Genomic DNA, 26,494 nt, shown 5'->3' with positions numbered 1-26,494 from the left:
TCTATGTTGTTTTAAGGATCAGTGAATGGTGTGCAGTTCGTAGCTGGCGTCGTCGCGATCCGACTCGGCCGGGCCGCTGCACAGGAACGAATTCCAGCCCAGCCGCACGTCGCCGCCCGCGCCCAGCTGGCTGGGGGTGACGCTTTCGCGGGCCATCACCAGCCGGACTTCGTATTCGAACGTCATGCCGCCAAACATCGTCAGCAGCTTCTCCAGGGCCTGTGCGCGATCGCCGCCCGGCAGAAAGTCCGAGAAGGCCTGACCCGACAAGGGGCCTATCCACAACCGGATGCGCAGGTCGCGCTGCCAGATGCGATCGCCCGCCAACGCCGACACGCCCAGCACCGCGCCCGGTTGGCCCAGCTGCGTGCGGTTTTGCGGCGGCACGTCATACCAACGGCCCACAAACTGTTCAACACGCAGCGGCACGCCGAAGTAATCCTGCAACACGCGTTGCAGGAAAGGCGCCGACACGGGCCGCTGGCGTGCCGCCGCGGCGTAGTGCGCGACGGACTCATCAAACACGCGGCCCTTGCCGTTGTGCAGGCGGTCGCGCAGCGCCGGGTGCCCGATGCCGCCCAACGCCAGCAAGAGCGGCAGGTAATGATGGTCTTGCTCGGTCTCGTGCCGCAGCGGCATGCGGTACTTCTTCCAGGCCGCATAGAACAGCGCCGCCGCCCGGTTCGAAAAGATGTCGAAGAACGCGCGCGCGCCCCGGTCGCGGCGCAGGCTTTCCCGGTTCGCCAGCATCTCGGAATAGTGCAGCGGCAATGCCCCTTGCGCGCCCAGCAGGCCGAAGAAGGCGGGTGTCAGATCCACCCGGCCCAACCGCCCTTCGGCTACCGCTGCCTTGCGTGAAGCCTCGTCCTCCAGCACGTCGCCGTTCTTGTCGTAGGCCACGGCGTCAACGATTTCACTGGGCGGAAAACCCAGGCCGGGCGAATTGGGAAAGCGCAGGTGCACCGGCACGGTATGGCGCGTCGCGCCGCGCTCCTGCTTTGCAAAGCACTGTTCAAGCAGGCGCACCGCTTGGAAAAACTTGAAACGCTGCGGCTCGGCCAGCAGCGTGTCCATCACGCTAGGATGGCGTCGCCGTTGCATGGGGGGCATCGTAGAAGTTCCTCTGCGCCACGGCGCGACAGCACAACCAGTTGCACGAAGCTGTTGGCGTGCACGTAAAGGCCAAAGAATCGGTTGATGACCGCCACGAAGGTGTGCAGGCTCGTGCCCACAAAATGGTCTTCGTTGACGGTCAGGCGGATTTCGATGCCGCGCACAAAGGTTGCGAACGGCTCGCCCGGCATCCAGTGCGTAGCCGGCTTGTAGTCCAGGCCAACCAGCCCTTCAATCTGACGCGCCGCCACCGGCGAGCCCGACAGGTCGTACAGGCGCAGCGTTTCCTTCAGCGCGGGCAAACCGCTTTGCACCAGCGACAAATGGTTCAGCGCCAGATGCGAAATCAGCCGCCAGTGTGCGGCGCGCCCCTGCTGGAAACGGTGCGAGTTCGTCGGCCGGCGCAGCATGCGGATGCTGCGCGCAACGGTGCCGCCTTCCAGGAACAAGTCGCCGCCTGACTGCCCCACCGCAATCTGCGACGGCAGGTCGCGATTGGTGCAGGTCAGGTCCAGGCTCAGCGTTTCGGTTTGCGGCACCATCGGGTCGAAGTCGATATCGACGATGGAAATCTCGGTCTCGTACCCGGGGCTGCGTTGCGCCATCGCGGCGTCGCGCCGCATCGTCCAGTAATGGCCGGCGGCCTCGGGTGATTCGCCGTGATGCAGGGAATAGAACGGCCGGAAGTCCACCACCGCATCGCCCTGTGCGTTCTGCCGCACCTGGCGCACGCGGTCGATGGAATAAACCTCGTAGCCGTAGGCGCGGCGCGCATCGGCCACCACCGGATACGACGCGGCCGCATGCGTCACGCGGATGGGGTCTGCGCGCTGCGTGAACAGGTTCACCACCGGCGTGCAGCCCAGCCGCAGATTGTCGGCCGACGTCGATTCCAGCAGCCGCGCCGTATTCGAATCCGCGCGCAGGCCGCTTACCGGCAGATGCAGCGTGAACTGGCGCACCGTACCCAGATACGGGCGCAACGCCGCCAGATCGATATCGACGAAATTGAATTTCTCGGAAAAGACGAAGTACTCGGCCAGCAGCCGGTAGGCCGGATGCGAGCTGGCCGGAAAATCAATCAGCGCGTCGTCTTCCGCCAGGCCGACTTGCGCCAGCGGAATCGCAGGCAAGCGGTCCCACCGGCCCGGTTGCAGCTCAACATATGCCGCCGCCGTGCGCAGGAACAGCGCGTCGCGCAGCGCCGCCACGAACGACGGCTCGCCGTGCAAGTACACGCGCAGCTTATCCACACCCAGCATGCCGAAGTGCTGGTTTTCACCCTGGCATCCCAACGTGAGCGCAAAGCGGCCGGTGACGCCGGCGGGCAGCTTGGCGGTGGCCGGCGCATTGGCGCTGGACACAAAGCCCGCGCGCTGCACTTCCACGGGCGCCAGCGTCACCTCGTACGCCGTGCGAAAACGGCACGACACGCCGCGCACCGGATGCGATTTCAATTCCGTGCCGCGCGCAATGCGCACGGGCGCGGTCAGTTGCGCGCCCGCGCCGCCCAGGTCGAACTGGGCCACGCTGCACGACGGAAACGGCCGCAGATAGTGCGGGTACATCACCTCGAACAGCGCTTCAGTGAATTCGGGGTAGTCGTCGTCCAGCTTCTTGTTGATGCGGGCGCTCAGCAGTGCGAACGACTCGATCATGCGTTCGACGTGCGGGTCTTCGCAGGTCTCGCCCGACAACCCCAGACGCGCCGCGATCTTCGGATAGCGTTCGGCGAAATCGCGCGACGAGGTGCGCAGAAAACCCAGTTCGCGCTCGTAATAAGGCAGCAATTCTTCCATTGATGTCTTCCTTTCCAGCGCGCCAGCGCATGAGCGATGGGTGTTGCGTCAGACCGTGGCCGGACTCTTGGCCCAGCCTTTGGTGACGGAGTACTGCAAGGTCGACGGCTGCAACGTCGCATCAAAGGTCACGGGTTCGTGGGCGGGCCCCACATCCAGCATGGCCGTGATGGCGAAGTACAGCACCGACGTCGCCCGGCTATCCACCTGCAGCATCACCCGCACATGGGTCAGCCGCGGTTCGTGCCGCGCAATCGCCTGTTCCAGCGAACGGCAGATGAACTCGCGGTCGTAGTGGCTGGCCAGGCTCAGGCCGGAAAAATCCGACAGCCCGTACGTCAACAGCGACCGCTGGCAATTCGGGTAACGCCGCAGGTCTTCCTCGGTGAACACCATGCGGGTGTTCAGCAAGGCCTCGATGTCGCGCGCCACCGTCTCCTTCATTTCCTCGATCGACAAGCGCCGCAGGGCATAGGGCGACTGGCCCTCGCCTTCGAACAGCTTGTCGAACAGACTCGGTTCGAATCCTTTCATCGGGGCCTCAAATAAAAAAAGACAGCGACCCGGCTCGGGCCGCGGTCTTCTTGCCAGCGCAGCCGCGATCAGACCGAGTAGGTCTTGTCGTTCTTGGTCAGGCTCCAGGCGCCCTGGGCGTTACCGCCCTGGTTGCCACCCACCTTCTGCTGCGTGTACTTCCATTGCACGGCGGCGTACTTCAGCGAGAACGACTCGTGCGGCAGCCCTTCGGCCACCACTTCGGGTGCCACGCGCGCGATGATCACGTACTTCAGCTTGATTTCCAGGTACTTGACGCGGTTGCCTTCACCGTCGGCGCGCAGGAAGTCGATGGTGACTTCGTCAAAGGTGGTGCCGCCCGAGGCGTGCTGATACAGCAGCGGGCTGACCACATCCAGGTCCTTGGTGAAGACCATTTCCCCATGTTCGGTACGCTCGGCGGTGTGCCCGCCCGAGGTCGAAGCGGTGGCCGAACGCGGCTGGATGATCTCGTGGCGCCACGAGCTGACTTCGATCCAATCCGGGTGGTCCTTGTCTTGCGACTCGCCTTTGAGCGCCGGATTGCCGAACTTGACGTAGATGTCCTTCATTGTTGATAACCTCTTTTAATGGATAAGTTGTCAGTGCAATGACGCTCAGGATTTCTGGGCCTGGGCCGGCAGTTCGGCAACCAGGCGCAACGAGATCGAGAGTTCGTCAAGCTGGAAATGCGGCCGCAAAAACGCCACGGCACGGAAGACGCCAGGACGTCCCGGGACCTCGGCCACCTGCACCGAAGCTTCACGCAGCGGGAACTGCGCTTTTTGTTCCTGCGTCGCGTTGTCGTCCAGCAGCACGTACTGCGACACCCAGCGGTTCAGGAAACTCTCTACGGACTGCGCCGATGCGAAGCTGCCGATCTTGTCGCGCATCATCGCCTTCAGGTAGTGCGCCACGCGCGATACCGAGAAGATGTATTGCAGCTGCGCCGACAACACCGCGTTGGCGTTGGCGCTGTCCGTGTTGTACTTCTTGGCCTTCTGCACCGATTGGGCGCCGAAGAAGGCCGCGTAATCCGAGTTCTTGCAGTGCACCAGCGGGATCAGGCCCTGATCGCTCAGTTCCTTTTCGCGACGGTCGGTGATGGCGATTTCGGTCGGGCACTTCAGTGCAATTTCGCCGTCGTCCGTCTTGAACGTGTGCGTGGGCAGGTTCTCGACCAGGCCGCCGCCTTCCACGCCACGGATGGCCGCGCACCAGCCAAAGTCCGCAAACGCGGCCGTCAGGCGCGCGCCGAACGCCCACGCGGCGTTGCACCACAGGTACTTCGAATGGTCGGTGCCATCCACGTCTTCGACGAAGTTGAAGCCTTCGACCGTGGTGCCTTCCACCGGGTCATACGGCAGGCGGCCCAGAAAGCGCGGCATCGTCAGGCCGACATAGCGCGAGTCTTCCGAGTCGCGGAAGCTGCGCCACTTGGTGTATTCCACGGTGTCGAACACCTTGGCCAGATCGCGCGGGCGGCCCAGGTCAGCAAAGCTGTCCAGCCCCAGCAGCTCGGGCGACGCCGATGCGATGAACGGCGCGTGCGACGCCGCAGCCACGTGCGACATCTGTTCGATGAAGTACATGTCCTCGGGTTGGCGCGTGATCTCGAAGTTGCCCAGCAAGGCGCCAAACGGCGCGCCGCCGAAGGTGCCGAACTCTTCTTCGTAGACCTTCTTGAACATCAAACTCTGGTCGAAGTCGATCGCAGTCTGGAAGTCGCGAACCAGGTCACGCTTGGTCGTGTTCAGCACCTTGATCTTCAGCATGGGGCTGGTGTCGGTTTCCTGGCACAGATAGTGCAGGCCGCGCCACGTGCTCTCCAGCTTCTGGAATTCAGGCGCGTGCATCACTTCGCTCAGCTGCGCGGAGATCAGGCGGTCCAGCTCGGCCACGCGCGCATCCAGCATGGCCGACAGGTTGTCGGAGACGACCACGGTGCCCTTCATCACTTCACGCACCAGCTCCCCAATGATGTCTTTGGCGCGGTCATGTTCGGCGGTGGACTTGGCGACGCGGCTTTGCTCAACGATTTGGTCCAGCAGCCCGTTCTCGGACGCGGCCGATGTGGCGGCAGTGTTCTGTGCGGCGGCGGAATTACTCATTGCGGCCTCCCTTGTCGGTCTCGCTGGTCAGCTGTTGCAGTTTTTCGGTGCTGGTCAGCACTTCGCCCAGCAGGTCTTCAAGCTTGTCGTTGCCAGCAAGCTTGTTGCGCAGGTCGGCCAGCTTGGTGCGGATGTCCAGCAGCTCGCGCAGCGGGTCCACCTGCTGCACCACGGCTTCCGGACGAAAATCTTCAATCGAGCGGAACTTCAGGTCGACACCGAACGTGCCGCCCTCGTCCGTCAGGCTGTTCTTCACGCGGTAGGCCGCGCGCGGTTCCAGCCCGCGCATCACGTCGTCGAAATTATCGACATCGATGTTGACGAACTTGCGGTCCTTCAGCCGCGGCAGTTCCGCCTCGGATTGCGCGCTGAAATCGCCCACCACCCCGACCACGAAGGGCAACTCCTTCTGTTCGATGGCGTCGCCCTTCTCCACGTCATACGTGAGCTGAACGCGCGGCGGACGAACTTTCTGCAATCGTTTCTGTACGCTTTCTTTCTTGGCCATGGAAGGCTCCGTGCAAAGGATCGTGTCTGTCGGTCAAGCGTGCGCCGCATGGCGCGGCGCACGCTCAGGCAAATCACTTGGTAAGCAGGTCGCCGAACGGATTCGGCGCGCGGTTAGGCTGCTGGGCGGGCGGGGAAGCGGGTTGAGGCGCCGACGGCTGAGCCGCCGGGGGTGCTGCGGGAACGGTGGCAGGGGCCGCGCCAGACGACGCGGCTTGCGATGACGGGGTTGCGGCGCCAGGAGTCGTAGTGGCCGGGATTGCGGCGCCAGAGGTGGCTGCGCCAGGCGCCGGGTCCACCTTGCGCGGAGGCTGGCGGGGACGCGGCGGCGGGCGGCGGCCTTCAGGGAACAGCACATCCTGCCCCAGCGTCTCGCGCATGGATTCGGCCAACGCCACCGCATCGGCACGCGCGTTGCCCGCCAACAGCGCATCGGCGCGCAGGTCCGCCAGCGACTGCATCGCCACCCGCAAGCCACCCACGGCGCGCACGGTCTTGGCGACAAAGTCCTGCGGGTCGCGGCTCAGCGTTTCATCGGCGGCAACAATCGCCTGCCCATACTTCTGTTCGTCAAAACGAATCTTGGCGATGTAAGACCAGGGCTCGCCCTTGGACGGATTGCGCTGCGCGATCTCTTCGAATTGCACAACAGCCTGGTCAGCACCCTTCTGCTCCAGCGTCTTTTGCGCGGCGTCCATGGATTGTTTGAATTCAGCTTCCGACTGTGGTTTGACGGTGGCACAGCCGGCCATTACTGCAACAACACCAGCAATAACAACGAGGCGGGAAAAGGGCATTTTTAAGCACCTAGCAAGGTTGTAACTAGGGGCCGTATTTCAACAACCTTTTGTTAGTACCGCGCTACAGCGCGTGTCTTCATGTTACTTGCATCGAAATTGCATTCATCATGCCGCGATCTGTATTGCTTCACACAGTTCCGGTATAAAGGGCCATGTCCAAACATATCCATTTATCACGTTTGTTCGCAGTGGCGGCTTGCGCGCTTGCAAGCACCGCCGTTACTGGATGTGCGGCCGTTTCGGCTATCGGCGCAGTGGCCGGTTTGACCGGTAATGCGATGGAGATGGCAGGCCTGAAAAAGCCTGAAAACGCGCCTGTGGAAGTGAAATTAGCGATTCACGCCGGAGAAAATTTGAATGCCAGCAGCGGGCAATCGATGGCTGTCGTTACAAAAATATACTACCTGAAGAATCCTGAGCAATTCCAGCGTGCACCGCTCACGCAATTGATAGACACTGCGCAAGAGAAAGCCGCGCTGGGTGAAACAGTGTTGGGCGTACGCGAGCTAACACTCACACCTGGCCAGCGTTACGAGACCGTGGAAAAGGTCCCTAAACAAGCGGAATACATTGCGATCGCGGGGCTGTTCTACGCCCCCGCGCCAATGCGTTGGAAGTACGTATTCAAGGTCGACGGTGTGGAAGACAGTGGCATTGTTTTAGGCGCGCATGCGTGCGCGCTGACAGTCGCCACGGGCAAACCCACACTGCCGGCGGGCATACCAACCTTTGACCCCGCACGCTTATCCGGCGTGCAGTGCCCTGGTTGACGCGCACTGCGCGGCCGCCCGCCTTCTATATAGATAGACATAGAAAGACAAGAGAGGGAGCGCCAACTTGAGTTATTCAGCCAAAGTCCTTTGGGGCGAAGGATTGTTCCTGAGACCGCAGCATTTCCAGCGGCAGGACGCGTATCACGAAGACCGGCTGGCCGAGATGGCCCGCGCACTGCACCCTTATGCATGGGGGTTGCGATCCGCGCGCTTTGATGCGTCGGCGCTTGCCAACGGCATGCTGCGCGCCACCGAAATGAGCGCCGTGTTTCCAGACGGCGAGCTCTACAACGCGCCCCACGGCGATGAGCTGCCGCCCCCGGTTGCGCTGACTGCGCTGGATGGCGTGAGCGAAGCGGTGTTCTATCTGGCGATTCATCCGCTCAAGGCCATTGGCGGCAACTACCGTGATGGCCAGGCCGCGAGTTTCGACACGCGCTACACGCACAACAACACGCCCGCGCCGGATCTCTACACCGGCGCCACCACCGCGGAACTGGCCTTCCTGCGCAAAGACGTGCGCCTGATTTCCGAATTCGAACCGCGCGACGAACTGCTGGCGATACCTGTTGCGCGCGTGCGCCGCACCGCCAGCGCGGGCTATGAACTGGACAGCACATTCATCGCGCCCAGCCTGTCGCTAACGGCTTCGGGCGCGCTGCATGAACAGCTGCGCCGCCTGCTCGACGCGCTGCAAGCGAAGGTCAACGCGCTCTATGGGTTTCATCGCGAGCCCAGCAAGAACATCATTGAATTCCGCTCGGGCGACGTGGCCTCGTTCTGGCTGCTGCATACCGCCAACGAAGCCTACGCCACGCTCTCGCACCTGTTCCATCATCCGCAGCTGCATCCCGAACGCCTGTTCCAGGAACTGGCGCGGCTGGCCGGCGCGCTGATGACATTCTCGAAAGTCCACACGCTGGCCGATCTGCCCGTGTATCGCCACGACGCGCCCGGCCCTGCGTTTGCACGCATGGACGAGATTCTGCGCGACCTGCTTGAAACGGTGATTTCCACGCGCTACTTCTCCATCGTGCTCGAAGAACTGCGGCCCTCGTTCCACATGGGCCGGCTCGACTCCGAAAAGCTCGACGAAACCACCTCGCTGTACCTGGCGGTGCAGGCCGCGATGCCGGCCGCCGAACTCTCCGAGAGCGTGCCCATGCGCTTCAAGGTGGGCGCGCCGGAAGACGTGGACAAGCTCGTGCTGTCGGCCATGCCGGGCGTGCCGCTGGCCTACACGCCGCAAGTGCCGCCTGCCGTGCCGGTAAAGCCCGGCGCCGTCTATTTCGCTTTGCAGACGCGCGGCTCGCTGTACGACCGCATGCTGCAAGCGCGCAGCATCGCCATCTATGCGCCCGCAGGCATTCCCGAACTCAAGCTGGATTTGATCGCAGTGACTCGCTGACAGGAACGACACCGCCATGACCGCTGACACCCCTTCCCTGATGTCCGGCGCAACCCTGCCCCCGCGCGCGGCCGACTTTCACGCCAGCCGCCCCGCCAAGTCATTGCTGGACCTGTTGTACGACGGCTTCTTGATGTTGTTCCTGGTGAAAAGCGGACAGGAGCCCACCGATGCGGCCGCCTTCTCGGCGCGCGTGCAGCAGTTCCTGGCGGACTACGAGCGCGCCGCCAAGAAAATGGATATTCCTGCCGAAGACGTGTACGCCACCAAGTACGCCTTCTGCGCGGCCGTCGATGAAACCGTCTTGAATTCCCGCTTCGCCATTCGTGATGCGTGGATGCTGCAACCCTTGCAGCTGACGCTGTTCGGCGAACAACTGGCCGGCGAGAATTTCTTCGCTCGCCTTGAAGACCTGCGTGCCCAAGGCGCACCGCGCCTGCAATCGCTAGAGATCTATTACATGTGCCTGCTGCTGGGTTTTCAGGGCAAGTACCTGATCGAAGGCCAGGAAAAGCTCGGCTATCTGACTGCGCGCCTGGGCGACGAAATTGCGTTACTGCGCGGCAAGCGCACCGGCTTCGCACCGCACTGGCCCTTGCCCGACAAAGTGGCCCACACGCTCAAGCGCGACGTGCCGCTGTGGTCGATCATGGCGGTGTTTGCGCTGCTGGGCCTGCTGGCGTTCCTGGGCATGGGCCACTTCCTGAACAGCGAAATGCAGACCGCGATGGCGCCGTATCACGACATCGTCAAGCTGGGTCCACGCGCCGCGCACCTGACCATTTCGCTGCCGTAGCCCGTAACCGCCACGCCGCCCCCGCCCCTTCCGGCGCGTACTGCGCGCCTTCGGCACTGCCGATCGAACACCGCCAAGTCCTATGAACGCCTTGTCTTCGAACGCCCCGGCCTACTCTTCGCTGAACATCGCCACCTTGTCGCAACAAGCGCGGCTGCTGCGCGTGAGCACGCCGCTGGATGCAGAGCTGGTGGCCGAACACATGACCTTGCGCGAAGGCGTCTCGCGTCTGTTCTCGCTGACGCTGGACTGCCTGGCGGCCAGCGCCGAGCTCGACGTGGCGGCGTTGCTGGGCAAGGAGATCAGCGTCAGCCTGTTGCAGGCCGATGGCTCGATGCGGCGCTGGCATGCGGTGGTCGACGGGGTCGATGCCTTGGGCGCAGATGGCGGCCTGGCCCGCTACCGCTTGCACGCCGCGCCGTGGATGGCCGCGCTGGCCTTGCGGCGCGACAGCTTCATCTATCAAGACCTGTCGGTGCAAGACATCGTCAGCGAGGTGTTTTCGGATTATCCCCAGGCCGCGTTCGCCTTTGAAGTGACTGCCGCCCTGACACCGCGCGCCGCTTGCACGCAGTACCGCGAGTCAGACCTGGATTTCGTGCAGCGCATCCTGGCCGAAGCGGGCCTGAGCTATCGCTTCGAACACCAGCAGGACGATGCGCAATCCGCAGGCGGCGGCGCGCGCCATCGCGTCGTCATCTTCGACGCCGACGCGGCACGCCCCGAAGACCCGGCATCGCCCTTGCGCTTTCATCGCAGCGACGCCACCGAAACGCGCGACAGCATCACGCGCTTTGCGGCCGTGCAGACGGTGCGCCCGAACTCGGTCGCACGCGCGGCCTGGAACGAGCGCTCGCTGACCGCGCACGCCGCGCAAACCCGTTCGCAGGTGCAGGTCGAAGCCTTGCCCGTGCTTGAGGACTACGACTATTCCGGCCATGGCCGCTACGCCGATGACGACGCCGCTGAACAAAGCGTGGCGCGCGCCTTGCGCGCCCATGAGTCCACGCTGGTGCGCTTTGAAGGCGCGGGCACGGCCCGCTCGCTTGCGCCCGGCCGGCTGTTCGCGCTGAGCCAGCACGACCGCTATGCCGCAGGCGGCGGCGGGCAGGCTGTGGACGAGCTGGGCGTCAACCGCTACGTCTTGCTGGATGTCACGCACGAAGCCACCAACAATCTGGGCGGCCAGGCGGCGCAAATATTGAACACGCCCGACATGGAACGCGGCACGTATCGCAACCGCTTTCGCGCACAGCCCGAAGCCGCGGCATTGATCCCGGTCTGGCGCCCACGCCCCACCGCGCCCGAGGGCCTGGCTGCGGTCGTGGTCAGCGCCACCGATGCGCCCATCACGTCAGACCGCGACTTGCGCGTGAAGGTGCAATTCCCGTGGCAACGCGGGGAAAAGCCCTTGACCGGCGGCCTGCCCCATCGCACCCATGGCGACGCCAGCGGCAACGCCCCCGGCGACGAACGCTCCGGCACATGGCTGCGCGTGGCCAGCTCGCAGGCTGGCCCCAACTGGGGCGCGCACCATCTGCCGCGCGGCGGCACCGAAGTCATCGTCGAATTTATTGATGGCGATATCGACCAGCCCGTTGTTGCGGGCCAGCTATACAACGACGCCGACCTGCCGCCCTGGTCCGCCGGAGAGAACGGCGACGCCAACCACGCGGGCGTACTAAGCGGCTGGCACAGCCAGGGGCTGGACGGCGCAGGACGCAACCAATGGGTCTTTGACGACACCAAGGGCAAACTGCGCACGCGCCTGGCGAGCTCCACGGCCGCCACGCAGCTGGGCCTGGGTTACCTGGTCGACCAAGAACTCGACGACGCCAACCGCGGTCAATGGCGCGGCACCGGCTTCGAACTACGCTCGGATGCCTGGACCGTGGCGCGTTCGGGCCAGGGCATGCTGATATCGGCCACGGCACGCGAACAAGGCAAGTCGACGCAGGCCGACGCCGAAGAAGCGCTGTTGCTGCTGCGCGGCGCGCAAGACGCCTCGCGCCGCTTGAACGACAGCGCCGGCCAACATCAGGCGCGCCCCTTGGCTGCGGCCGAGGGCTACGACGCCCTGCTCCAGGCGCTGGACCCCGAGCAAGACGGCCGCTACACGCCGCAAGTCAACGGACAAGCCGCCGGCAAAGCCGCCAACGGCCAACGCACGGGCGATGCCGCCGTCGAACGCATCAACGGCCCGCATCTGTTTATCGACACCCCGAATTCACTGAACCTGGCCACGCCCGCCAGCGCCGTGCTGCACGCGGGCGAGCACCTGCACACCACCGCGCAGTCCGACGCCCACGTCGCCGCCCAGCAGACCTACGCGGCCGTCTCGGCGCGCTCTGCCAGCGTGTTCGCACAGCAAGGCCCGATCCGCGCCATCTCGGCGCAAGCGCCCGTGTCCTTGCACGCGCACACCGACATCCTGGAAGCGCTGGCCGGCCAGGACATCACCGTCACCTCGTCCGCCGAAGGCATCGAGATCCTGGGCAACCAGCGCGTCACTTTGCAAGCCGCAGGCGGCAGCGTCACGCTGGACGGCGCGGACATCGTCTTCAAGGGGCCGGGCCTGTTCTCGGTCAAGGGCGCAACGCACAACTTCGTCGGGCCGGGCAACGACGCCGCCAATCTTCCGGCGCTGCCCAGCACCACCGTTGACGATCCGCTGATCGTCAGTGCGGAGCTGGTGCACAAGGACGGCGTGTTCGCCACCGCGGCGAAGAAGGCCGGTGCGAGTTTGATGGCGGGGTTTGGCGGCGCGGGCACCGGCGCGGGGGCTGGTGCCGCGGCAGGGCTGGGCGATGTCGTGCCCAGTGGCTTGAGTGAATTGGGCAAGACCGCGGCCGGCGCCGCCTCCAAGCTGTCGCAGCTGGCCGGCCAGGCGAACACGCTGGCCGGGCTGGCGAAGAATCCGATGGGCGCACTCTCGGCAGGTTCTGGCTTGCTGGGCAACGCAAGCCCCGCCTTGGGCGGCCTGATGTCGACCGCCAAGAACACAATGGGCATGGTGTCGCAAGCGCAAGCCATGGTCGCCAACCCGATGTCGGCGCTACCCGCCGCATCGGGCCTGCTGGGCTCCGTCGCGCCGGGCGCAAGCGGCATGATCGACAGCGCGACGTCGGCGGCTGGCACGGTGACGAAGGCGGCGGACTTGATCAAGAACCCCGCATCGGCCCTGCCCGCCGCCACCGACATGCTGGCATCCGTTGCGCCCGAAGGCGCATCGAAGATGATCAGCAGCGCGGCAGGCTTTGCGGGCGTTGGGGCGGGTGCGGGGGTGGGTTCTGAAGCGGGTGCAGGTGTCGGGTCGAGCGTCGGGGCCGCGCCCCAGGCGAGTGTGGCGGGTGCGAGTTCGGCGGGCGGTGCTGCAACGGCATCTGCATCGGCGACGGCTCCTGGTGCTGCTCCTGCTGCTGCTTCGGCTGCTGCTTCGGCTGCTGCTCCTGCTTCGGCTCCCGCTTCGGCATCGGCCTCGGCTCCTACCTCGGCATCGACTTCGCCGGCGGCATCCGCATCGGCGCCTGCCACCACGGCACCGAGTTCAGCGGCTGCACCTTCTACCGCGACGGCGTCTACTGCTGCGCCGACGCCTGCGGCATCCGCTGCCTCCTCGCCCAATACAACCTCGACGAACGTGGCTGGCGCAAATGGAACAAGCAGCGCCACCGCATCGGATGGCGCGCCTGCCAGCGTGTCGCCGGCCGCCACCGCATCCGCTCCGATGTCAGCGTCCACCAGCACCGGCATGTCTTCCGGTACGCCTGATGCAGCAACGACTGCCGCCGGGTCGCCGATGGCCGCAGCGCAAGCATCCGCGACGTCGCCAGCATCGATGGGAAGTACCGCCAACATGCCGGTGGCCTCGACGGCCTCAGCCCCCGCCGTGGCGGGAATGGACGCGCCCGTCGGCGCCGCGGGTGTCGCCTCCGGCGCGGGTGTCACCGCCGGCACAGGTGTCGCCTCCGGCACAGGTGTCGCCTCCGGCACGGGTGTCACCTCCGGCACGGGGGTCACCTCCGGCACGGGCGTCATTGCTGGCGCCGCCGCAGGCACGGGTGCAGGCGCTGGTGTCGCCGCTGGTGCAGGCGCAGCGGGCGTAGCGGGCGCAGCGGGTGCAGGCGTTGCTGCAACGAACACGTTGGCGCAATCGGCAGCCGGCAACGCCATCCCGGCCACCACGTTGGCCACCGCGCCTGCGACAACGGGCATCGACACCGCCAGCCTGGGCAACTCGCCATTCGGCGTGAACGCCATTGATGCGCCAGGAGTCGATGCGCCCGCAGTCGTGAAGCCGGCCACGTTCGCATCCGATTATTCGACTGCTGACCTATCCACGCCGAACGTCAATTCCGCAGGGTTGACCAACGCTACCAGCGCGGCGGATGTTCAAAGCGTGACGGCAGAGCATGTCGCTTCGGAGGCGGCCATTCAGGCGCTCAACCCGACAAGCACGCGCGCGATGGGTGCGGATGCGGCGGGCGTCATTGCAACCCAGGCAGGGACGGCCAACGCAGGCACGGCCAGCTTCGGAACCGCCAGCGCGGCGCCCGTCAGCCTTGACGCGGTGAATCTGGGCGCGGCCGCCACCACTACGGCGGCCTTGGGCGCAACGGTCAACGCTTCGGCCATCGACAAGACCAGCGTGGCCCCTTACGCAAACGGCTTGAATAGCAACGCCGAAAATATTTCGGCGCGCGACACTTCCCTGTCCGGCTCAATCAACACCGCGTCCGCGACGTTGCCGTCGACACCGGTTGCCGCCGACGCACCGCCAGCGGAATCCATCGCCACGCAGTTGTCGATCGGAACCGCGATCGACAACGCCGCTATCGCCAGCACCGGCCTGTTGGCCGCCGTTGCGGCAACGGTGGCGGCGACTACGCCGCTACGCTCGCGCTCGGATGACGACGCCCGCGACGACGCCACCACGCAGACGCCAACACACGCTACGCCGGGCGCGGCAGCATCGCACCACCACACCGCCGCCGCACTTAGCAGCGATACGCGGCACGCGACTCCTGCCGGCGAGAAGGCACACGGATCGGCGCAATCATCGGCATTGCCATCCGCGTTGCCATCCGCGTTGTCATCCGCGCATGCCACGCAATCCACGCAAGCCGCCGCATCGTCCGCACACGCCGCATCGTCCGCCCACGCCGCATCCCAAGCAGACGCAGCATCCCAAGCAGACGCCACGCATAAAGACGATGCCGCGCAACGCCCTTCCGCTGTCCCGAACGCGGCCTTGCTGACGACGCTCGCGGCAGGCGCCAGCAGCTTGTTCAGCGCTAGCGCCTCTGCAGCCAGCAGCGCCGCATCAACCCTGTCCGCCGCTGACAGCACCTTGTCCGGCGCACTGGATCTGCCCAACGTTGCATCGCCTGCCGGCACGGCGATGCCGAGCGTCAACGTGCCTGACGTCACGACGAGTACGCTCCCGTCGGTTGCCGAACCCTTGCCCCAAGTTGAGGCTTATTCCCGGGTCACAGAAGCGAGCCACGACGCGAGCCTATCCACGATGTCCAAGGCTGGCATCACAAGCGACTCCAACGTCCTTACCGCCAGCACCACCAGCGTCCCGGGATCGGATGCCGTGCTGAACAGCGCGCCGTCCATGCCGCAAGCTGCCCCGCAAACGCCCGGCTTCGTTCCGGCATCAGGAACCTCGCTGCCGCAAGGCGCGGGCCTTCCGGGTGCAGGCGGTGGCGGCTTGGGCATTCCCGGCGTCGACGCGTCAGCCTCTGGCAACGCGGCGATTGGCACCGCCAGCGCGGGAACCAGTGCGACCGCCGCTGCGGCGAGTACGAGTTCCAGCGCTGCCTCGGCCTCGACGGCTGCGACAGGCGGCGATGCAACCGTAGCGGCCGCGTCTGCGCCGGGTGCGGGTGCGGGTGCGGGTGCGGGGACAGTCGCGCAAACAGGTTCTGCCTCGGGTGGCGTCGCGGGAACGGACGCTGTGTCCGGTGCGGGTGCGAGCGTCGGTGCAGACGCTGGCGGCACTGCGAGCACCAATACCGGCACTACCGCTGGCATCAACGCAGGCAGCCACGCCAATGCCGGGACCGCTACAACCGCCACGTCCGCCGACACCGGCAACCCGGCCAGCTCCACGCATCAAGGTTCCGCCGCCACCGGTTCCACGGACCCGGGTGGCGTCGATACTCCCTCCAGCGCCTCCCCTGCCACGGCTTCGCCATCCGCTACAACTGGCGCAGCGGCGACGAGCAGCGCGGCCACGGGTTCGGCAGCAGGCACTGCGCCCACCGCCACTGCGCCCACTGCCTCTCCACCCACCGCCTCTGCGCCCATCGCAAGCACCGCCCCTGCCTCCAGCCCCGACAGCGTCCTGGGCAACACGACCGCGCGCGCGGCGGGCATGTCAGACAGCACGCCCGCCACCCGCGCGACTGACTTGTCAGCCGCAGCAGGGGCAGGCGCCGCCGCAAGCACCGCGGCCTCAAGCAGTGGCGCGGGCGCATCCGGCATCGCCGCGGTTGCGGCAGGCGGCGGCCTGGCGACGTTTGCGCAGCAGGCCAGCGCCGCGTCCACGGCGATCTCCAGCGCATCCACGTTCGCCGCAGGCGGCGTCAGCGCCAACGTTGGCGCGGCGATCGTGCCGGTCATGACGCAGGCGTTGAACGCCAGTGGCGACCGCATGGCCGCCTTGAGTTCCGCCGTTGACACGCTGTTCAACTTGCCCGACGTCAATCAATCGAACATCCCATCCGTGGCCGGGGCCATCCTGAGCATGCCGGGCCTGTCATCGTCGTCGGTGCCGAGCGTGATCGGCGCCATCCTGCAATCCCCCACGCTTGCCACCGAAACCTTGCCCAAGGTGGCCGACGTGCTGATGAAAATTCCCGGCGTGGCAGATTCACCGCTGCCGCAGATCGCACGCGATGTGCTGGACTCGGTCGGGCTGGGAACCACGGCGCGTACGCAAGGCACGAACCTGCCTGGCGGTGCCCCCGCGGGCTCCGGCCGCGTGGTGGCGGGCGTCTCCACCTACCGCGCCCGCCAGGACGGCGCGCGCCTGCAATACGTCAATCTGGCCCAAGTGGCCGAACGCTGGAACGACGGCAGCGCGCTGACCACCACCGAACGGCAATCGAACCGCCCACGCATTCACGTGGAGTTCAACCGCCCCGGCCAGCACCGCTTCACCATCACGGTCAAGCCCGACCCCGCCAACATTCCCTACTCTGCACGCGAACGCGGCCGGCGCCCCAGCTATCAGGAACCGCACAGCAACCCGCGCAGCTACGTCACCAACGCCGACGGCACCCGCATCGTTGACGACATCACGCTGCCCGCCGCCGGCCTGAACCTGTACCTGTTCGAAGTGCGCGACGAACGTGGGCAACTGATCAAGACCGAACGCGTCGAAACCGTGCGCCGCCTGTACATCCAGGAGGTCATGTGCATGAGCGCGCATCCGGCCGGCCACCTGGCTGACGTCACCCCCGTCACCGCGGAATTCGCGCTGCACGGCATCGACATGATCCAGCTTCCACGCCTGCAATTCCGAGGCCGCTCGGCGGTTGACGCGGCCGACACCCCCGAGTCCCAGCAAGCCATCATGAACGCCGTGCGCGCTGTCTATTCCAGTTCCGCAGGCAAGCAGCGCGAACCCTATACGCTGGTCGTTTGCCACGTGGACCGCCTGGCCGCGCCGGGCGTCAGCGGCGACATGCGGCTGCCGGTGCCCGCCGGCCCCGGCGGGCGCGTCATGACCGTACCCATCGTCAATGACGACCGCAGCAGGTCCAGCCTCTGGTACGAATTCGACGCCAGCGACGACTGGCTGGTGCACGCGCGCTACCTCTACACAGACGCCTCGGGGGCCGAGCGCTCGATTCCGATTCCGCGCCACCTGATCACGCCCATCCGCGAGAGCAATGGGTCGGTCTGGTCCGTGTCAGTGGACCTGACCCGCGTGTCGCCCACCCCGCTGACCGGCATGCTGAACATCCAGTTCAACACCGTGGCCGCCAGCTACGCCGGCCTTGCCATCACGGGCACCAACCTGCTGTTCGTGTCGACACTGGACCCTTACGAACCCAATTCGCAAGCCTACCTGACCGAAACCCTTGCCCACGAAATGGGCCACTTGCTGGGCATGGTGCCCAGCGGCCCCGACTGGCCTGGGCTGCGCAACCAGGACGAGTCGGCGGACGACTCAAAGCTGGACCCGCCGCCGCACTTCTACTACAACGCAGGGGGCCACTGCTATTACGGCCTGCCCGACCAGAATGGCGAGTACAACGAAGAAATCGGGCAGTGCGTGATGTACGGCATCACCTGCGCGAACATTCATTTCTGCCCCAGTTGCAGCAAGGCCGTGCGCAAGGTTGACTGCTCCGAAGGCTGGACGGCATTCTGACGCCGCCGCCTTAGCCCCGACGACCACCGCCGCCCGCTTACGCAAATTCAGATTCCGACATGCCCATCATGACGACCGATTGGATTGAACCCGCCACCTTCGCTTCGGTGCCCTCGCACTCGCAGAAGGAACACGCCTGCATGCCGCCGCTGCAAGGCTACGACGCGCAGATGCGCATCGCCGCGCCCACCCGCGTGACGATCCGCGACGGCAGCACGCTGACGATTCCGGTCTGCGCGCGCGGCATCCTGCCCGTCGTGGACGACCCGCAGCTGCCGCGCTTTGTGGCGGTGGACACGCGCACCGGTAAGGTCTATCGCGGCATCGCGTTCAACTACGTGCGGCCTAAGCTGCCCAACGTGTCGGTTGACCCCAGCGAAGGCGCCCCCCCGCCCAAGATTCCGCTGCCGCCAGGCATGACCGTCGAAACGCGCTTCACCACAGATATGGCCGGGGTACTGCATCTGCCCGCCACGCCCGCGACGTACGAGGTGTATATCGAGGCGGAAACCGTGAAGTCGAATACGGTGACGATCGAGGTCGAAGCCGCGAAGAAGTAATCGCGGCAAAGCGGGAAGCGTGCCGCGCTGCCCGATGCGGGCCAGCCCCCATCACGCGCGCGTCATTCCGACACGCATTCTTCATTTGCGAGCATTCCAGGCGCATGCACTTTCGTAGCCGCGACGAGGCCCCGGACTTCCCTGCACACGTTCTTGTCACCGGGCGGCGCGCCGGTCGCCTTCATCTGGGCGATCTTTTCTTTTGAAAGTTTTCCCACTTCACGGCCAAAGTCGCCGGGCTTTCGGTTGGGGGCTTTCAACATAGATGCCATCTCCGCATCTTTGTCAAAATCGGACGCGACGATGAAGTACAGATACATGTAGGCGCGCATGTCCGCGGCGTCTTCGATGCGGTACCGCATCCAGGCTCGCTTCGCGACCTTTGAGAGAACCTGGTTCACCTGGGCAGAGTGTTCGTAATCGACCAACTCGTTGCGGTATTTTCCGTACAACCAGCGCGTGGTTTCCACGATCGGAATCCTGGCATGCCGCCCAAAATTGCGGCTCAACGCGAGCTCCATATGTTCATCTGGATAGATGTGCAATTCCAGGACGAGGGTGCCATCGCCGTCGGGCGGCTTCGCGGCGGGAAAATGTACAGACATTTCCTTTTTAAAGAGCACCTCATCGAACTTGTCATCAAACAGGTGTTTGCGAAGCAAATCCGGATCGCCGCCACTCCATTTCACGGTGAAGTCGGTTCCCCTGAACGTGTAGCAGCACGAGACACTTCCTCCACCGCCGCCCGGGATGAGGGTGCTGGAACCGGCCACGTTGCCAAATGCATCACTGAGGCGAACCGGCTCCAGGTTCCATGGCGTGTAGTTGTAGGCAACCAGGCTGACGCCGCTGTACACCGGCTCCCCGTTGCAACCCGTTAAGAGGCCAAGTCCCAACAGCGCGCCAACTGCGAGCCTACGCATTCTTGTCTCCCGGTGGTTTGCCCGTTTTCTTTAACCGATCCAGCTTGGCCCGCGGTAACGCCATGACTTCCTGAGCAAAGTCGCCCGGCGTGCGTCCCGGCCTCTCCAGAATCGTCTTCATCTGCGGATCTGAATCGAAGTTCGATGCGACGGTGAAATACAGCCGCATGTATTGGCGCATGTCTTGCTTGTCTTCAATGCGGTATTTCTGCCAAGCAGACTGCAACACCTTTGCAGCCACCCGCAACAGTTCGGCGTCGCTTCGGTAGTCGCCAAGCGAAGCGCGATGCTCGCGCCACAGCCAGTCCACGGTATCGACAATCGGAATCCGCGTCTGGCCAAGCAGCTTGCGGCTTAGCGCCAGCTCCATGTGTTCGTCCGGATAGATGTGCAATTCCAGATACAGAGGACCATCACCGGGCGGGATCTCCGCCGCCGGAAAGTTGATGGCGCGCTGCCGATCAAAATACAGCGAGTCGGCCTTGCCGTCATGCAGATGCGTGCGCAACAACTCCGCATCGACGCCGCGCCAGTCGGCGATGAACTCGGTGCCCTTGAGCGTGAAGCAGCAGGTGACCGAGCCTTCACCACCGCCCGGGCTGACCTGCATCGTCGACGCAACGCCATTGCCCTTGTCCTTGACGCTGATGCTGCGGATATTCCACGGCGTGTAGTTGTAGGCGATGAAGCTGACGCCTTGGTAGACCGGCTCGGCATTGCAGCCGGCCAACAAGCCCACACAACACAGCAACGCGATCCATGCCATACGCATGCCTGTCGCTCGCGCCGTCAAGGCCGGGTGGGTGTCATTTGTTGCATGTTCTGCTCTGATCTGGCCGCCAGAGCTTCCACCTTCTCCGCGTTGCGCATGTCCTTGGCACGTTGGTCCATTTCCGCCTTCGCATCGGTCTTGGCAAATATGTCTTTGTCGCGTACGCGGAAGTACATCGTGGTGCTGGCCAACAGGTGATCGGGCCAACTGCTCAACATGGCGTCGTGCACCAGCCAGTCGAACAAGGTCATGACCTTGGGTGGCAACTGCGTTTTTCCGTCGCGCGCATCGCGCCAGGCGGTCAGCAGGCGCTTTTGCATGGCGCGTTCTGCCTTCATGTCGGCCAGCGGGTCGGGGGCCTTCTGTGCGCTCTGGGCGTCGCCCGGCTTTGCCCCATTGCGCATGGCTTCGTTGGCATCCCGTTCTCGATCCCACATTTCAATCGTGCGAAGAATCTGCGGGTTATTCTTTTCCAAATCCAGACGACGCTGCTCGGTGTCGGCATCCCGCTGCTCGGCCTTTTCAAGGCTTTTGTATTCCTCTTCCAGACGATCCCAGAGTGGCTTGAATCGTTGCGGTGGCGCTTCGCCCCGGCTCGCCATGGCGCGCTCGCGGCGTTCTTTCGCAAGGGCTTGGAGTTCGCGATGCCGCGCGGTAGTTTCGGGCTTGGCAAGCTCTTCCCGCGACAGCGTCGACAAGCGCCGCGCCTCCTCCTGGGCCTCTTGCTCGGGAGTCATGTAATCGCGGTCTTTGAGCCATGCTTCGGCGGGGTCTGAAAGACCGGCGCGAAACACCGGGTCCTGATACCGCACCGCCAGCCAGCGCAAGAAGATTTCCATGTGCGGAGCGAAATCGCAACCGGGCTCGTACTTGACGAGTTCGCGGTAGGCCGCGACGAGTTCCGGGACGTGGTAGCTCTGGCCTTCGTCTTCGATGGGGACGGCGAGGCTAAGCAATGGATAAACATACGGGGCCCCCTTCTGAAGCCTTTCCATACTGCGGATTGCCGCGCCGTGAGATAGCGCCAAATTCATCATCTCTCGCAGGGGAACACGGGATAACGACGCGCGAGTTCCCAGAGTCCCCAACGGCGCCACACCCGTCACGTCACCGCTTGAGCCTGGATACAGATACTGCAAGCCACGAGTCTTTTCCAGAGAATCCAGTCGCTGATTGCGTCGAAGTTCGTGCGCCGCTGCGAAATGTACGGCCTTCTCGACCGCCGCGGGTACGGTCAGGGTGCGGTCCTTATGCGTTTGCTTAAGCAGATCGGTAAAGGGCAAAAAACCCAGAAAGGTGTTCTCGTCCATGATGGATGCAACGGAGTCAAACAACCCTAAGAATCGGATACGTATCTTTGCATCGGGCGCTCCATCCTTACCGATGATTGCCAAGTCTTGATCGTGGCGACGCTTGTACTTCTTGACGATATCGTTGACGAACTGCTTTGCAATAACGCCGCCCCGATCCGCGCCAAATACGGTGATCTCGATACGCACGACCTTTTCAGTGCCGGCGTTCGATGCTTCATAAGTTTGCTCGAACTGGCGCTTGGCTGCCTCCAAGCGCGTGTCAACGCCCGTTCCCATCAATTCGGCAACGGCAGCGTTGTCGCGCACTACCGGAACACCTTCCATGATCGTGGCTTTGACGGCGCCCTTCGCCGCCGTCCAAGCGACTTTCAGCGGGTTCTTCTTGAAACTCGCCCAAGATTCGCGAAGGGTAGCGCGCGCCCGATCACCGATCCGCTCTGGATCCATGGCATTCCAGATTCTTACGGTCTTCTCGGGCAGGGTTTTGACATCATTAACGACGTCCTTGAATACCTTCACCATGGGTTGGAAGGAACCATCTTTGACAGACTGCTGGGTTGCCTTTTTTACGCGGCCCATACCGTCGACATTGGGCACTTCATCAAGACGCGTAATGTTCTTCGCGGCATCCTGCGCACTGGCGACTGCCTTGTCTGCCATTTTGCCGCCCGCAATCTTAAGTGCGTTGACGACGATGTCCGCCTTTGCGCTCTCGTTCAGTTCAACCCCAAGGCCGGAGTAGTAGAGCGCGAACCATCGCTGCTTACTCGGCATATTTCGATCGTCGTCGGCGAAGTGCGCCATCCATAACCTGCTCACGTTCGAGAGGAACGTTGGATCGTTCTCATCCAGGTCCTTGTTTCGACCGAACCCGTCAAAGAAAAAGCCGATGCGCAGTGTGATACCGCATTCGGTACACGTGTCCTTCGGATAGGCCGCCTCATTTTCAGCCATGGCTTTCAATACCGAGGCCGGCGTTCTGTCCTGCTCAGGAATCTGGTCATTGGACATTTTTTTCTCCAGGCGGCTTACCAGACGCCTTTAGCTGTGCAGTTTTCTCGGCCGAAAGCGCTGCCACAGCACTACCAAATTCACCCGGCTTTCGGTTGGGATTTTTTAGAATCGCCGCCATCTCAGCATCCTTGTCGAAATCCGAAGCCACGATGAAATAGAGATACATGTATCCCCGCATATCCTCAGAATCCTGGATGCGATACCGCATCCAGGCCTGCTTCGTAACCTTTGCGAGAACGTCTCCCAACTGATCTGCGTCCTCGTATCCGACCAACTCGCTACTGTACTTTCTGTACAACCAGCGAATGGTATCGACGATCGGGATCCGCTCTTGCCCCGCCAATTGCCGACTCAATGCAAGTTCCATATGCTCATCGGGATAGATGTGCAATTCCAGAATGAGTGGGCCATCGCCGGTTGGCACTTTCGTGGCAGGAAAATGCACCAACGTTTCCTTTTTGAACATCACCTCGTCGACCTTGCCGTCGAACAAGTGCTTGCGAATCACATCGGGGTCAGCTCCACGCCAATTGACCGTAAAGTCAGTGCCTGTAAACGTGTAGCAGCAAGCCACTCTTCCCGCGCCTCCGCCGGCTGCAAGGGAGCTAGAAGTGGCCACATTCCCCGACGCATCACTAAGGCGAACCGGCGCCAAGTTCCAAGGCGTGTAGTTGTACGTAACGAAACTGACGCCTGAGTAAGTAGGCTCGCCATTGCAGCCCGCCAACAGGCCCAGCCATATCAGTACGCCGATCAACCCTTTACGCATTCGTGACTCCCTTGGTATCCCGCGCCCCACCGCCCCGCGGCCGCGACGTTTTGTTCATCTTCACTTTTGACATGCTTATCTCCCGTCGCCGCATCCGATGCCACCAGGCCTTGCCCCTACGCATCACGCGCCACGCCACATAGGCCAACGTGTCCTGGTCGCCCTTCAACCCATGCCCCCCGCGCGCGGTCCAGTTGCGCTTGCACACGAGACTTGATCACTGGACATTCTTTTCTCCGGGAGGCTTCCCAGACGCCTTGATCTGCGCGATTTTCTCTTCGGACAAGGCGGCTACCGCGCGACCAAAGTCGCCGGGCTTTCGGTTGGGATCTTTCAGAATTTTCGCGACCTCGACATTCTTGTCGAAATCAGAAGCAACAATGAAGTAGAGATACATATAGCCTCTCATGTCTTCGGCATCTTCGATGCGATACCGCATCCAAGCCTGCTTCGTTACCTTTGAAAGAACATCGTTCAACTGATCAGAGTGCTCATATCCGACCAGCTCATTGCGATACTTCCTGTACAGCCAGCGAGTGGTCTCGACGATGGGGATCCTTACTTGCCCCGCCATCTGGCGACTCAAAGCAAGCTCCATATGCTCATCGGGATAGATATGCAGTTCCAGGATTAGCGTGCCATCGCCGGCGGGCACCGCCGTAGCTGGAAAATGCACCGACGTTTCCTTCTTGAATTTCACCTCATCAAATTTTCCGTCGAACAGGTGTTTGCGAAGCAGATCGGGGTCGCCCCCACTCCATTTCACGGTGAAGTCAGTGCCCTTGAAGGAGGAGCAGCAGGAGAAACTTCCCGCTCCCCCTCCCGGGATGAGCGTGCTGGAACTGGCCACATTCCCCGAAGCGTCACTAAGGCTAACCGGCTCCAAGTTCCAAGGCGTGTAGTTGTACGTAATGAAACTGACGCCTGAATAAGTAGGCTCGCCGTTGCAGCCCGCCAACAGGCCCAGCCATATCAGTACGCCGATCAACCCTTTACGCATTCGTGACTCACTTGGCGTCCCGCGCCATACCGCTCTGCTGCCGCGACGTTTTGTTCATCTTCACTTCTGACATCGCTCTTCAACCCATGCCCCCCGCGCGCGGTCCAGTTGCGCTTGCACACGAGACTTGATCACTGGACATTCTTTTCTCCGGGAGGCTTCCCAGACGCCTTGATCTGCGCGATTTTCTCTTCGGACAAGGCGGCTACCGCGCGACCAAAGTCGCCGGGATTTCGGTTGGGATCTTTCAGAATTTTCGCGACCTCGACGTTCTTGTCGAAATCGGAAGCCACGATGAAGTAGAGATACATGTAGCCGCGCATGTCCCCGACATCTTCAATCCCATATTGAATCCAAGCCTGCTTCGTCACCTTTGCAAGCACGTCTCTCAACTCGTAAGCCTGCTCGTAGCCGACCAGCTCGTTACGGTACTTCTCGTACAACCAGTGCGTGGTTTCTACGATCGGAATCCTGACTTGTCCCTCCAGCTTGCGGCTCAACGCAAGCTCCATATGTTCATCGGGATAGATATGCAATTCCAGAATGAGCGTCCCATCGCCGTCGGGCACTTCCGTGGGCGGAAAATGAACCGCAGTTTGCTTTTTGAAGATGACCTCATCGCACTTCCCGTCATACATGTGCTTGCGCATCAAATCAGGGTCGCCCCCACTCCATTTCACGGTGAAGTCAGTCCCTTTAAACATGTAGCAGCAAGAGACACTTCCCTCGCCCCCGCCGGGGGGCAAGGTACTAGAACCCGCCACATTCCCCGATGCATCACTAATCCGAATTGGATTCAGGCTCCAGGGCGTGTAGTTGTACGCAATGAGGCTGACTCCCCCGTAAGTAGGCTCGCCATTGCAGCCCGCCAACAGGCCCAGCCATATCAGTACGCCGATCAACCCTTTACGCATTCGTGACTCACTTGGCATCCCGCGCCATACCGCCCCGCGCCCAATGCAACGCCTGCACCTCATCCCACACCGCATCCGGCACGCTCGCCAGCGCCTTCGCCAGCGCGCCGTCAGCATCCGGCCGATATCCCCGCAAGCCCTCACGGATCAACGGATGCTCATCAAAACCAGGTGAAATCGACACGCCCCACGCCACATAGTCAAACGTGTCCTTGTCGCCCTTCACTCCATGCGCCCGCGCGCGTTCCAGCTGGGCTTGCACGCGAGGCACCAGCGCATCCTGATCCGGATCGCCGGGCAGCAGCCCGGGATACAGACGGCGTAGTTGCACCGCGAGCTTGTCCGGGTAGTCCAGATCAAACAGCATCTGGTGCTGCTCGGGCGTGAAGCGTTGGATGCCGTCGGGCGGGTCTGCGGGCAGCCTGCCCGTGCCGGACACGTCCGCCTGCGTCCCATCGCGCCGCGCGTAGCGCAAGGTGATGAGCGGCGAGGCGAAGCGCGTGCGCTGCTCGGTGGTCCAGACTTGCAGGGCGCGCGCCAGGATGCGGGCGTCGTACCAGTGCAGGAAGAACTCGCTGGCGTCGGGCAAGGCGTAGTCGCAAAACCTTCCGAAGTGCGCGATGAGTTTTTCCAGTGGCACGGCGGACGCGAAGCTCATCATTGCGTAGCGGCCGCCATTGCGTTCATGCAGAGCGTTCAACACGCGCACAAGCGACGTACTGAAATCAGCCCGGCGCGGCCCGCGCAGCACGCCTTGCGATGCGCCGTCCACTTCGATCAGCAGGGGCGCCACGTCGCCGTAGATGTCCAGGCCGGTCTGCGCCCAGATCGAGCCAAAGCTCAGGTCTTCGGTGGCGGTGATGCGCGCCAGCAGATCGGGGTGGCCACGAAAGTCGACGATCACATAGGCGCGCGCGGCTTCGCCGTAGGGGCCGCGGTGTTGCGGCAATTCAGCCATCGTGGAAAGCAGCGCCTGCTGCCAGGAATAAGCCATCGCCA

Annotated in this window: 19 protein-coding genes; 5 read left to right on the top strand and 14 right to left on the bottom strand. The window is 63.4% G+C overall.

Features of this window, described 5'->3' with window-relative positions:
* Positions 1-18: 18 nt before the first annotated feature.
* From tssG to HV765_RS20065, 7 genes are all read right to left on the bottom strand, one after another.
* Positions 19-1,110 carry a type VI secretion system baseplate subunit TssG gene (gene tssG / locus HV765_RS20095; protein WP_054421336.1) on the bottom strand — a complete coding sequence of 364 codons (1,092 nt, stop codon included), beginning with the start codon at positions 1,108-1,110 and terminating at the stop codon, positions 19-21.
* Positions 1,074-2,912 (bottom strand): type VI secretion system baseplate subunit TssF, encoded by a 1,839-nt coding sequence (gene tssF / locus HV765_RS20090; protein ID WP_175170746.1) that lies wholly within the window; start codon positions 2,910-2,912, stop codon positions 1,074-1,076. The genes tssG and tssF overlap by 37 nt, the downstream gene beginning before the upstream one ends.
* A gap of 48 nt (positions 2,913-2,960) precedes the next feature.
* A complete protein-coding gene (tssE, locus tag HV765_RS20085; RefSeq protein WP_006226590.1) occupies positions 2,961-3,446 on the bottom strand; it encodes a type VI secretion system baseplate subunit TssE in 486 nt (161 codons plus the stop codon).
* A gap of 68 nt (positions 3,447-3,514) precedes the next feature.
* Positions 3,515-4,018 (bottom strand): Hcp family type VI secretion system effector, encoded by a 504-nt coding sequence (locus HV765_RS20080; RefSeq protein ID WP_006226591.1) that lies wholly within the window; start codon positions 4,016-4,018, stop codon positions 3,515-3,517.
* A 45-nt stretch (positions 4,019-4,063) separates the two neighbouring features.
* Positions 4,064-5,557, bottom strand: coding sequence for a type VI secretion system contractile sheath large subunit (tssC, locus tag HV765_RS20075; protein WP_054420538.1), 1,494 nt, complete (start codon positions 5,555-5,557; stop codon positions 4,064-4,066).
* The gene (tssB, locus tag HV765_RS20070; RefSeq protein WP_054420537.1) at positions 5,550-6,065 is read right to left on the bottom strand and encodes a type VI secretion system contractile sheath small subunit; all 516 of its coding nucleotides are present in this window, start codon (positions 6,063-6,065) and stop codon (positions 5,550-5,552) included. Before tssB ends, tssC begins: the two co-directional genes overlap by 8 nt.
* A 73-nt stretch (positions 6,066-6,138) precedes the next feature.
* Entirely contained in the window at positions 6,139-6,762 is a 624-nt protein-coding gene (locus HV765_RS20065; protein ID WP_254600652.1) for a tetratricopeptide repeat protein, read from the bottom strand.
* 254 nt (positions 6,763-7,016) lie between these two features.
* Here HV765_RS20065 and tssJ point away from each other — a divergent pair, with 254 nt between their 5' ends.
* From tssJ to HV765_RS20040, 5 genes are all read left to right on the top strand, one after another.
* On the top strand, positions 7,017-7,634 hold the full coding sequence (tssJ, locus tag HV765_RS20060; RefSeq protein ID WP_082386884.1) for a type VI secretion system lipoprotein TssJ: 618 nt from the start codon (positions 7,017-7,019) through the stop codon (positions 7,632-7,634).
* A 67-nt stretch (positions 7,635-7,701) separates the two neighbouring features.
* On the top strand, positions 7,702-9,045 hold the full coding sequence (gene tssK / locus HV765_RS20055; RefSeq protein ID WP_175170744.1) for a type VI secretion system baseplate subunit TssK: 1,344 nt from the start codon (positions 7,702-7,704) through the stop codon (positions 9,043-9,045).
* Positions 9,046-9,061: 16 nt separating this feature from the next.
* Positions 9,062-9,841, top strand: a complete 780-nt coding sequence (icmH, locus tag HV765_RS20050; protein ID WP_054420533.1) for a type IVB secretion system protein IcmH/DotU — start codon at positions 9,062-9,064, stop codon at positions 9,839-9,841.
* Positions 9,842-9,923: 82 nt separating this feature from the next.
* The gene (tssI, locus tag HV765_RS20045; protein WP_175170743.1) at positions 9,924-18,230 is read left to right on the top strand and encodes a type VI secretion system Vgr family protein; all 8,307 of its coding nucleotides are present in this window, start codon (positions 9,924-9,926) and stop codon (positions 18,228-18,230) included.
* Positions 18,231-18,289: 59 nt separating this feature from the next.
* On the top strand, positions 18,290-18,790 hold the full coding sequence (locus tag HV765_RS20040) for a hypothetical protein (RefSeq protein ID WP_054420529.1): 501 nt from the start codon (positions 18,290-18,292) through the stop codon (positions 18,788-18,790).
* 62 nt (positions 18,791-18,852) lie between these two features.
* Here the strand turns inward: HV765_RS20040 and HV765_RS20035 are convergent, their stop codons facing one another.
* The 7 genes from HV765_RS20035 to HV765_RS20005 all read right to left on the bottom strand — a co-directional run bounded on the left by HV765_RS20035 (position 18,853) and on the right by HV765_RS20005 (position 26,489).
* On the bottom strand, positions 18,853-19,713 hold the full coding sequence (locus tag HV765_RS20035; protein ID WP_175170742.1) for a hypothetical protein: 861 nt from the start codon (positions 19,711-19,713) through the stop codon (positions 18,853-18,855).
* Positions 19,706-20,479 carry a DUF3304 domain-containing protein gene (locus HV765_RS20030; RefSeq protein WP_254600651.1) on the bottom strand — a complete coding sequence of 258 codons (774 nt, stop codon included), beginning with the start codon at positions 20,477-20,479 and terminating at the stop codon, positions 19,706-19,708. Before HV765_RS20030 ends, HV765_RS20035 begins: the two co-directional genes overlap by 8 nt.
* A 23-nt stretch (positions 20,480-20,502) precedes the next feature.
* Entirely contained in the window at positions 20,503-22,809 is a 2,307-nt protein-coding gene (locus HV765_RS20025; RefSeq protein ID WP_175170740.1) for a DUF2235 domain-containing protein, read from the bottom strand.
* A complete protein-coding gene (locus HV765_RS20020; RefSeq protein ID WP_054420526.1) occupies positions 22,799-23,581 on the bottom strand; it encodes a DUF3304 domain-containing protein in 783 nt (260 codons plus the stop codon). The genes HV765_RS20025 and HV765_RS20020 overlap by 11 nt, the downstream gene beginning before the upstream one ends.
* A gap of 217 nt (positions 23,582-23,798) precedes the next feature.
* Positions 23,799-24,581 carry a hypothetical protein gene (locus HV765_RS20015; protein WP_175170739.1) on the bottom strand — a complete coding sequence of 261 codons (783 nt, stop codon included), beginning with the start codon at positions 24,579-24,581 and terminating at the stop codon, positions 23,799-23,801.
* Positions 24,582-24,712: 131 nt separating this feature from the next.
* Entirely contained in the window at positions 24,713-25,495 is a 783-nt protein-coding gene (locus HV765_RS20010) for a DUF3304 domain-containing protein (RefSeq protein WP_175170738.1), read from the bottom strand.
* 7 nt (positions 25,496-25,502) lie between these two features.
* Entirely contained in the window at positions 25,503-26,489 is a 987-nt protein-coding gene (locus tag HV765_RS20005) for a DUF4123 domain-containing protein (protein WP_175170737.1), read from the bottom strand.
* Positions 26,490-26,494: the final 5 nt, after the last annotated feature.

The organism is Achromobacter kerstersii (assembly GCF_902859595.1).
GTDB lineage: Bacteria > Pseudomonadota > Gammaproteobacteria > Burkholderiales > Burkholderiaceae_B > Achromobacter > Achromobacter kerstersii.
The sequence above is the reverse complement of the archived record's forward strand: the minus strand, read 5'-3'. Positions and strand labels throughout refer to the sequence as shown.

Excerpts from the sequence above, each read along its gene's own strand:
- HV765_RS20010 (WP_175170738.1), bottom strand. The coding sequence starts at position 25,495 with ATGCGTAAAGGGTTGATCGGCGTACTGATATGGCTGGGCCTGTTGGCG.
- icmH (WP_054420533.1), top strand. The coding sequence starts at position 9,062 with ATGACCGCTGACACCCCTTCCCTGATGTCCGGCGCAACCCTGCCCCCG.
- HV765_RS20015 (WP_175170739.1), bottom strand. The coding sequence starts at position 24,581 with ATGCGTAAAGGGTTGATCGGCGTACTGATATGGCTGGGCCTGTTGGCG.
- HV765_RS20030 (WP_254600651.1), bottom strand. The coding sequence starts at position 20,479 with ATGGCATGGATCGCGTTGCTGTGTTGTGTGGGCTTGTTGGCCGGCTGC.
- HV765_RS20035 (WP_175170742.1), bottom strand. The coding sequence starts at position 19,713 with ATGCGTAGGCTCGCAGTTGGCGCGCTGTTGGGACTTGGCCTCTTAACG.
- HV765_RS20065 (WP_254600652.1), bottom strand. The coding sequence starts at position 6,762 with ATGGACGCCGCGCAAAAGACGCTGGAGCAGAAGGGTGCTGACCAGGCT.
- HV765_RS20005 (WP_175170737.1), bottom strand. The coding sequence starts at position 26,489 with ATGGCTTATTCCTGGCAGCAGGCGCTGCTTTCCACGATGGCTGAATTG.
- tssG (WP_054421336.1), bottom strand. The coding sequence starts at position 1,110 with ATGCCCCCCATGCAACGGCGACGCCATCCTAGCGTGATGGACACGCTG.
- tssC (WP_054420538.1), bottom strand. The coding sequence starts at position 5,557 with ATGAGTAATTCCGCCGCCGCACAGAACACTGCCGCCACATCGGCCGCG.
- HV765_RS20080 (WP_006226591.1), bottom strand. The coding sequence starts at position 4,018 with ATGAAGGACATCTACGTCAAGTTCGGCAATCCGGCGCTCAAAGGCGAG.
- tssE (WP_006226590.1), bottom strand. The coding sequence starts at position 3,446 with ATGAAAGGATTCGAACCGAGTCTGTTCGACAAGCTGTTCGAAGGCGAG.
- tssJ (WP_082386884.1), top strand. The coding sequence starts at position 7,017 with ATGTCCAAACATATCCATTTATCACGTTTGTTCGCAGTGGCGGCTTGC.
- tssF (WP_175170746.1), bottom strand. The coding sequence starts at position 2,912 with ATGGAAGAATTGCTGCCTTATTACGAGCGCGAACTGGGTTTTCTGCGC.
- tssB (WP_054420537.1), bottom strand. The coding sequence starts at position 6,065 with ATGGCCAAGAAAGAAAGCGTACAGAAACGATTGCAGAAAGTTCGTCCG.
- HV765_RS20025 (WP_175170740.1), bottom strand. The coding sequence starts at position 22,809 with ATGTCCAATGACCAGATTCCTGAGCAGGACAGAACGCCGGCCTCGGTA.
- tssI (WP_175170743.1), top strand. The coding sequence starts at position 9,924 with ATGAACGCCTTGTCTTCGAACGCCCCGGCCTACTCTTCGCTGAACATC.
- HV765_RS20020 (WP_054420526.1), bottom strand. The coding sequence starts at position 23,581 with ATGCGTAAAGGGTTGATCGGCGTACTGATATGGCTGGGCCTGTTGGCG.
- HV765_RS20040 (WP_054420529.1), top strand. The coding sequence starts at position 18,290 with ATGCCCATCATGACGACCGATTGGATTGAACCCGCCACCTTCGCTTCG.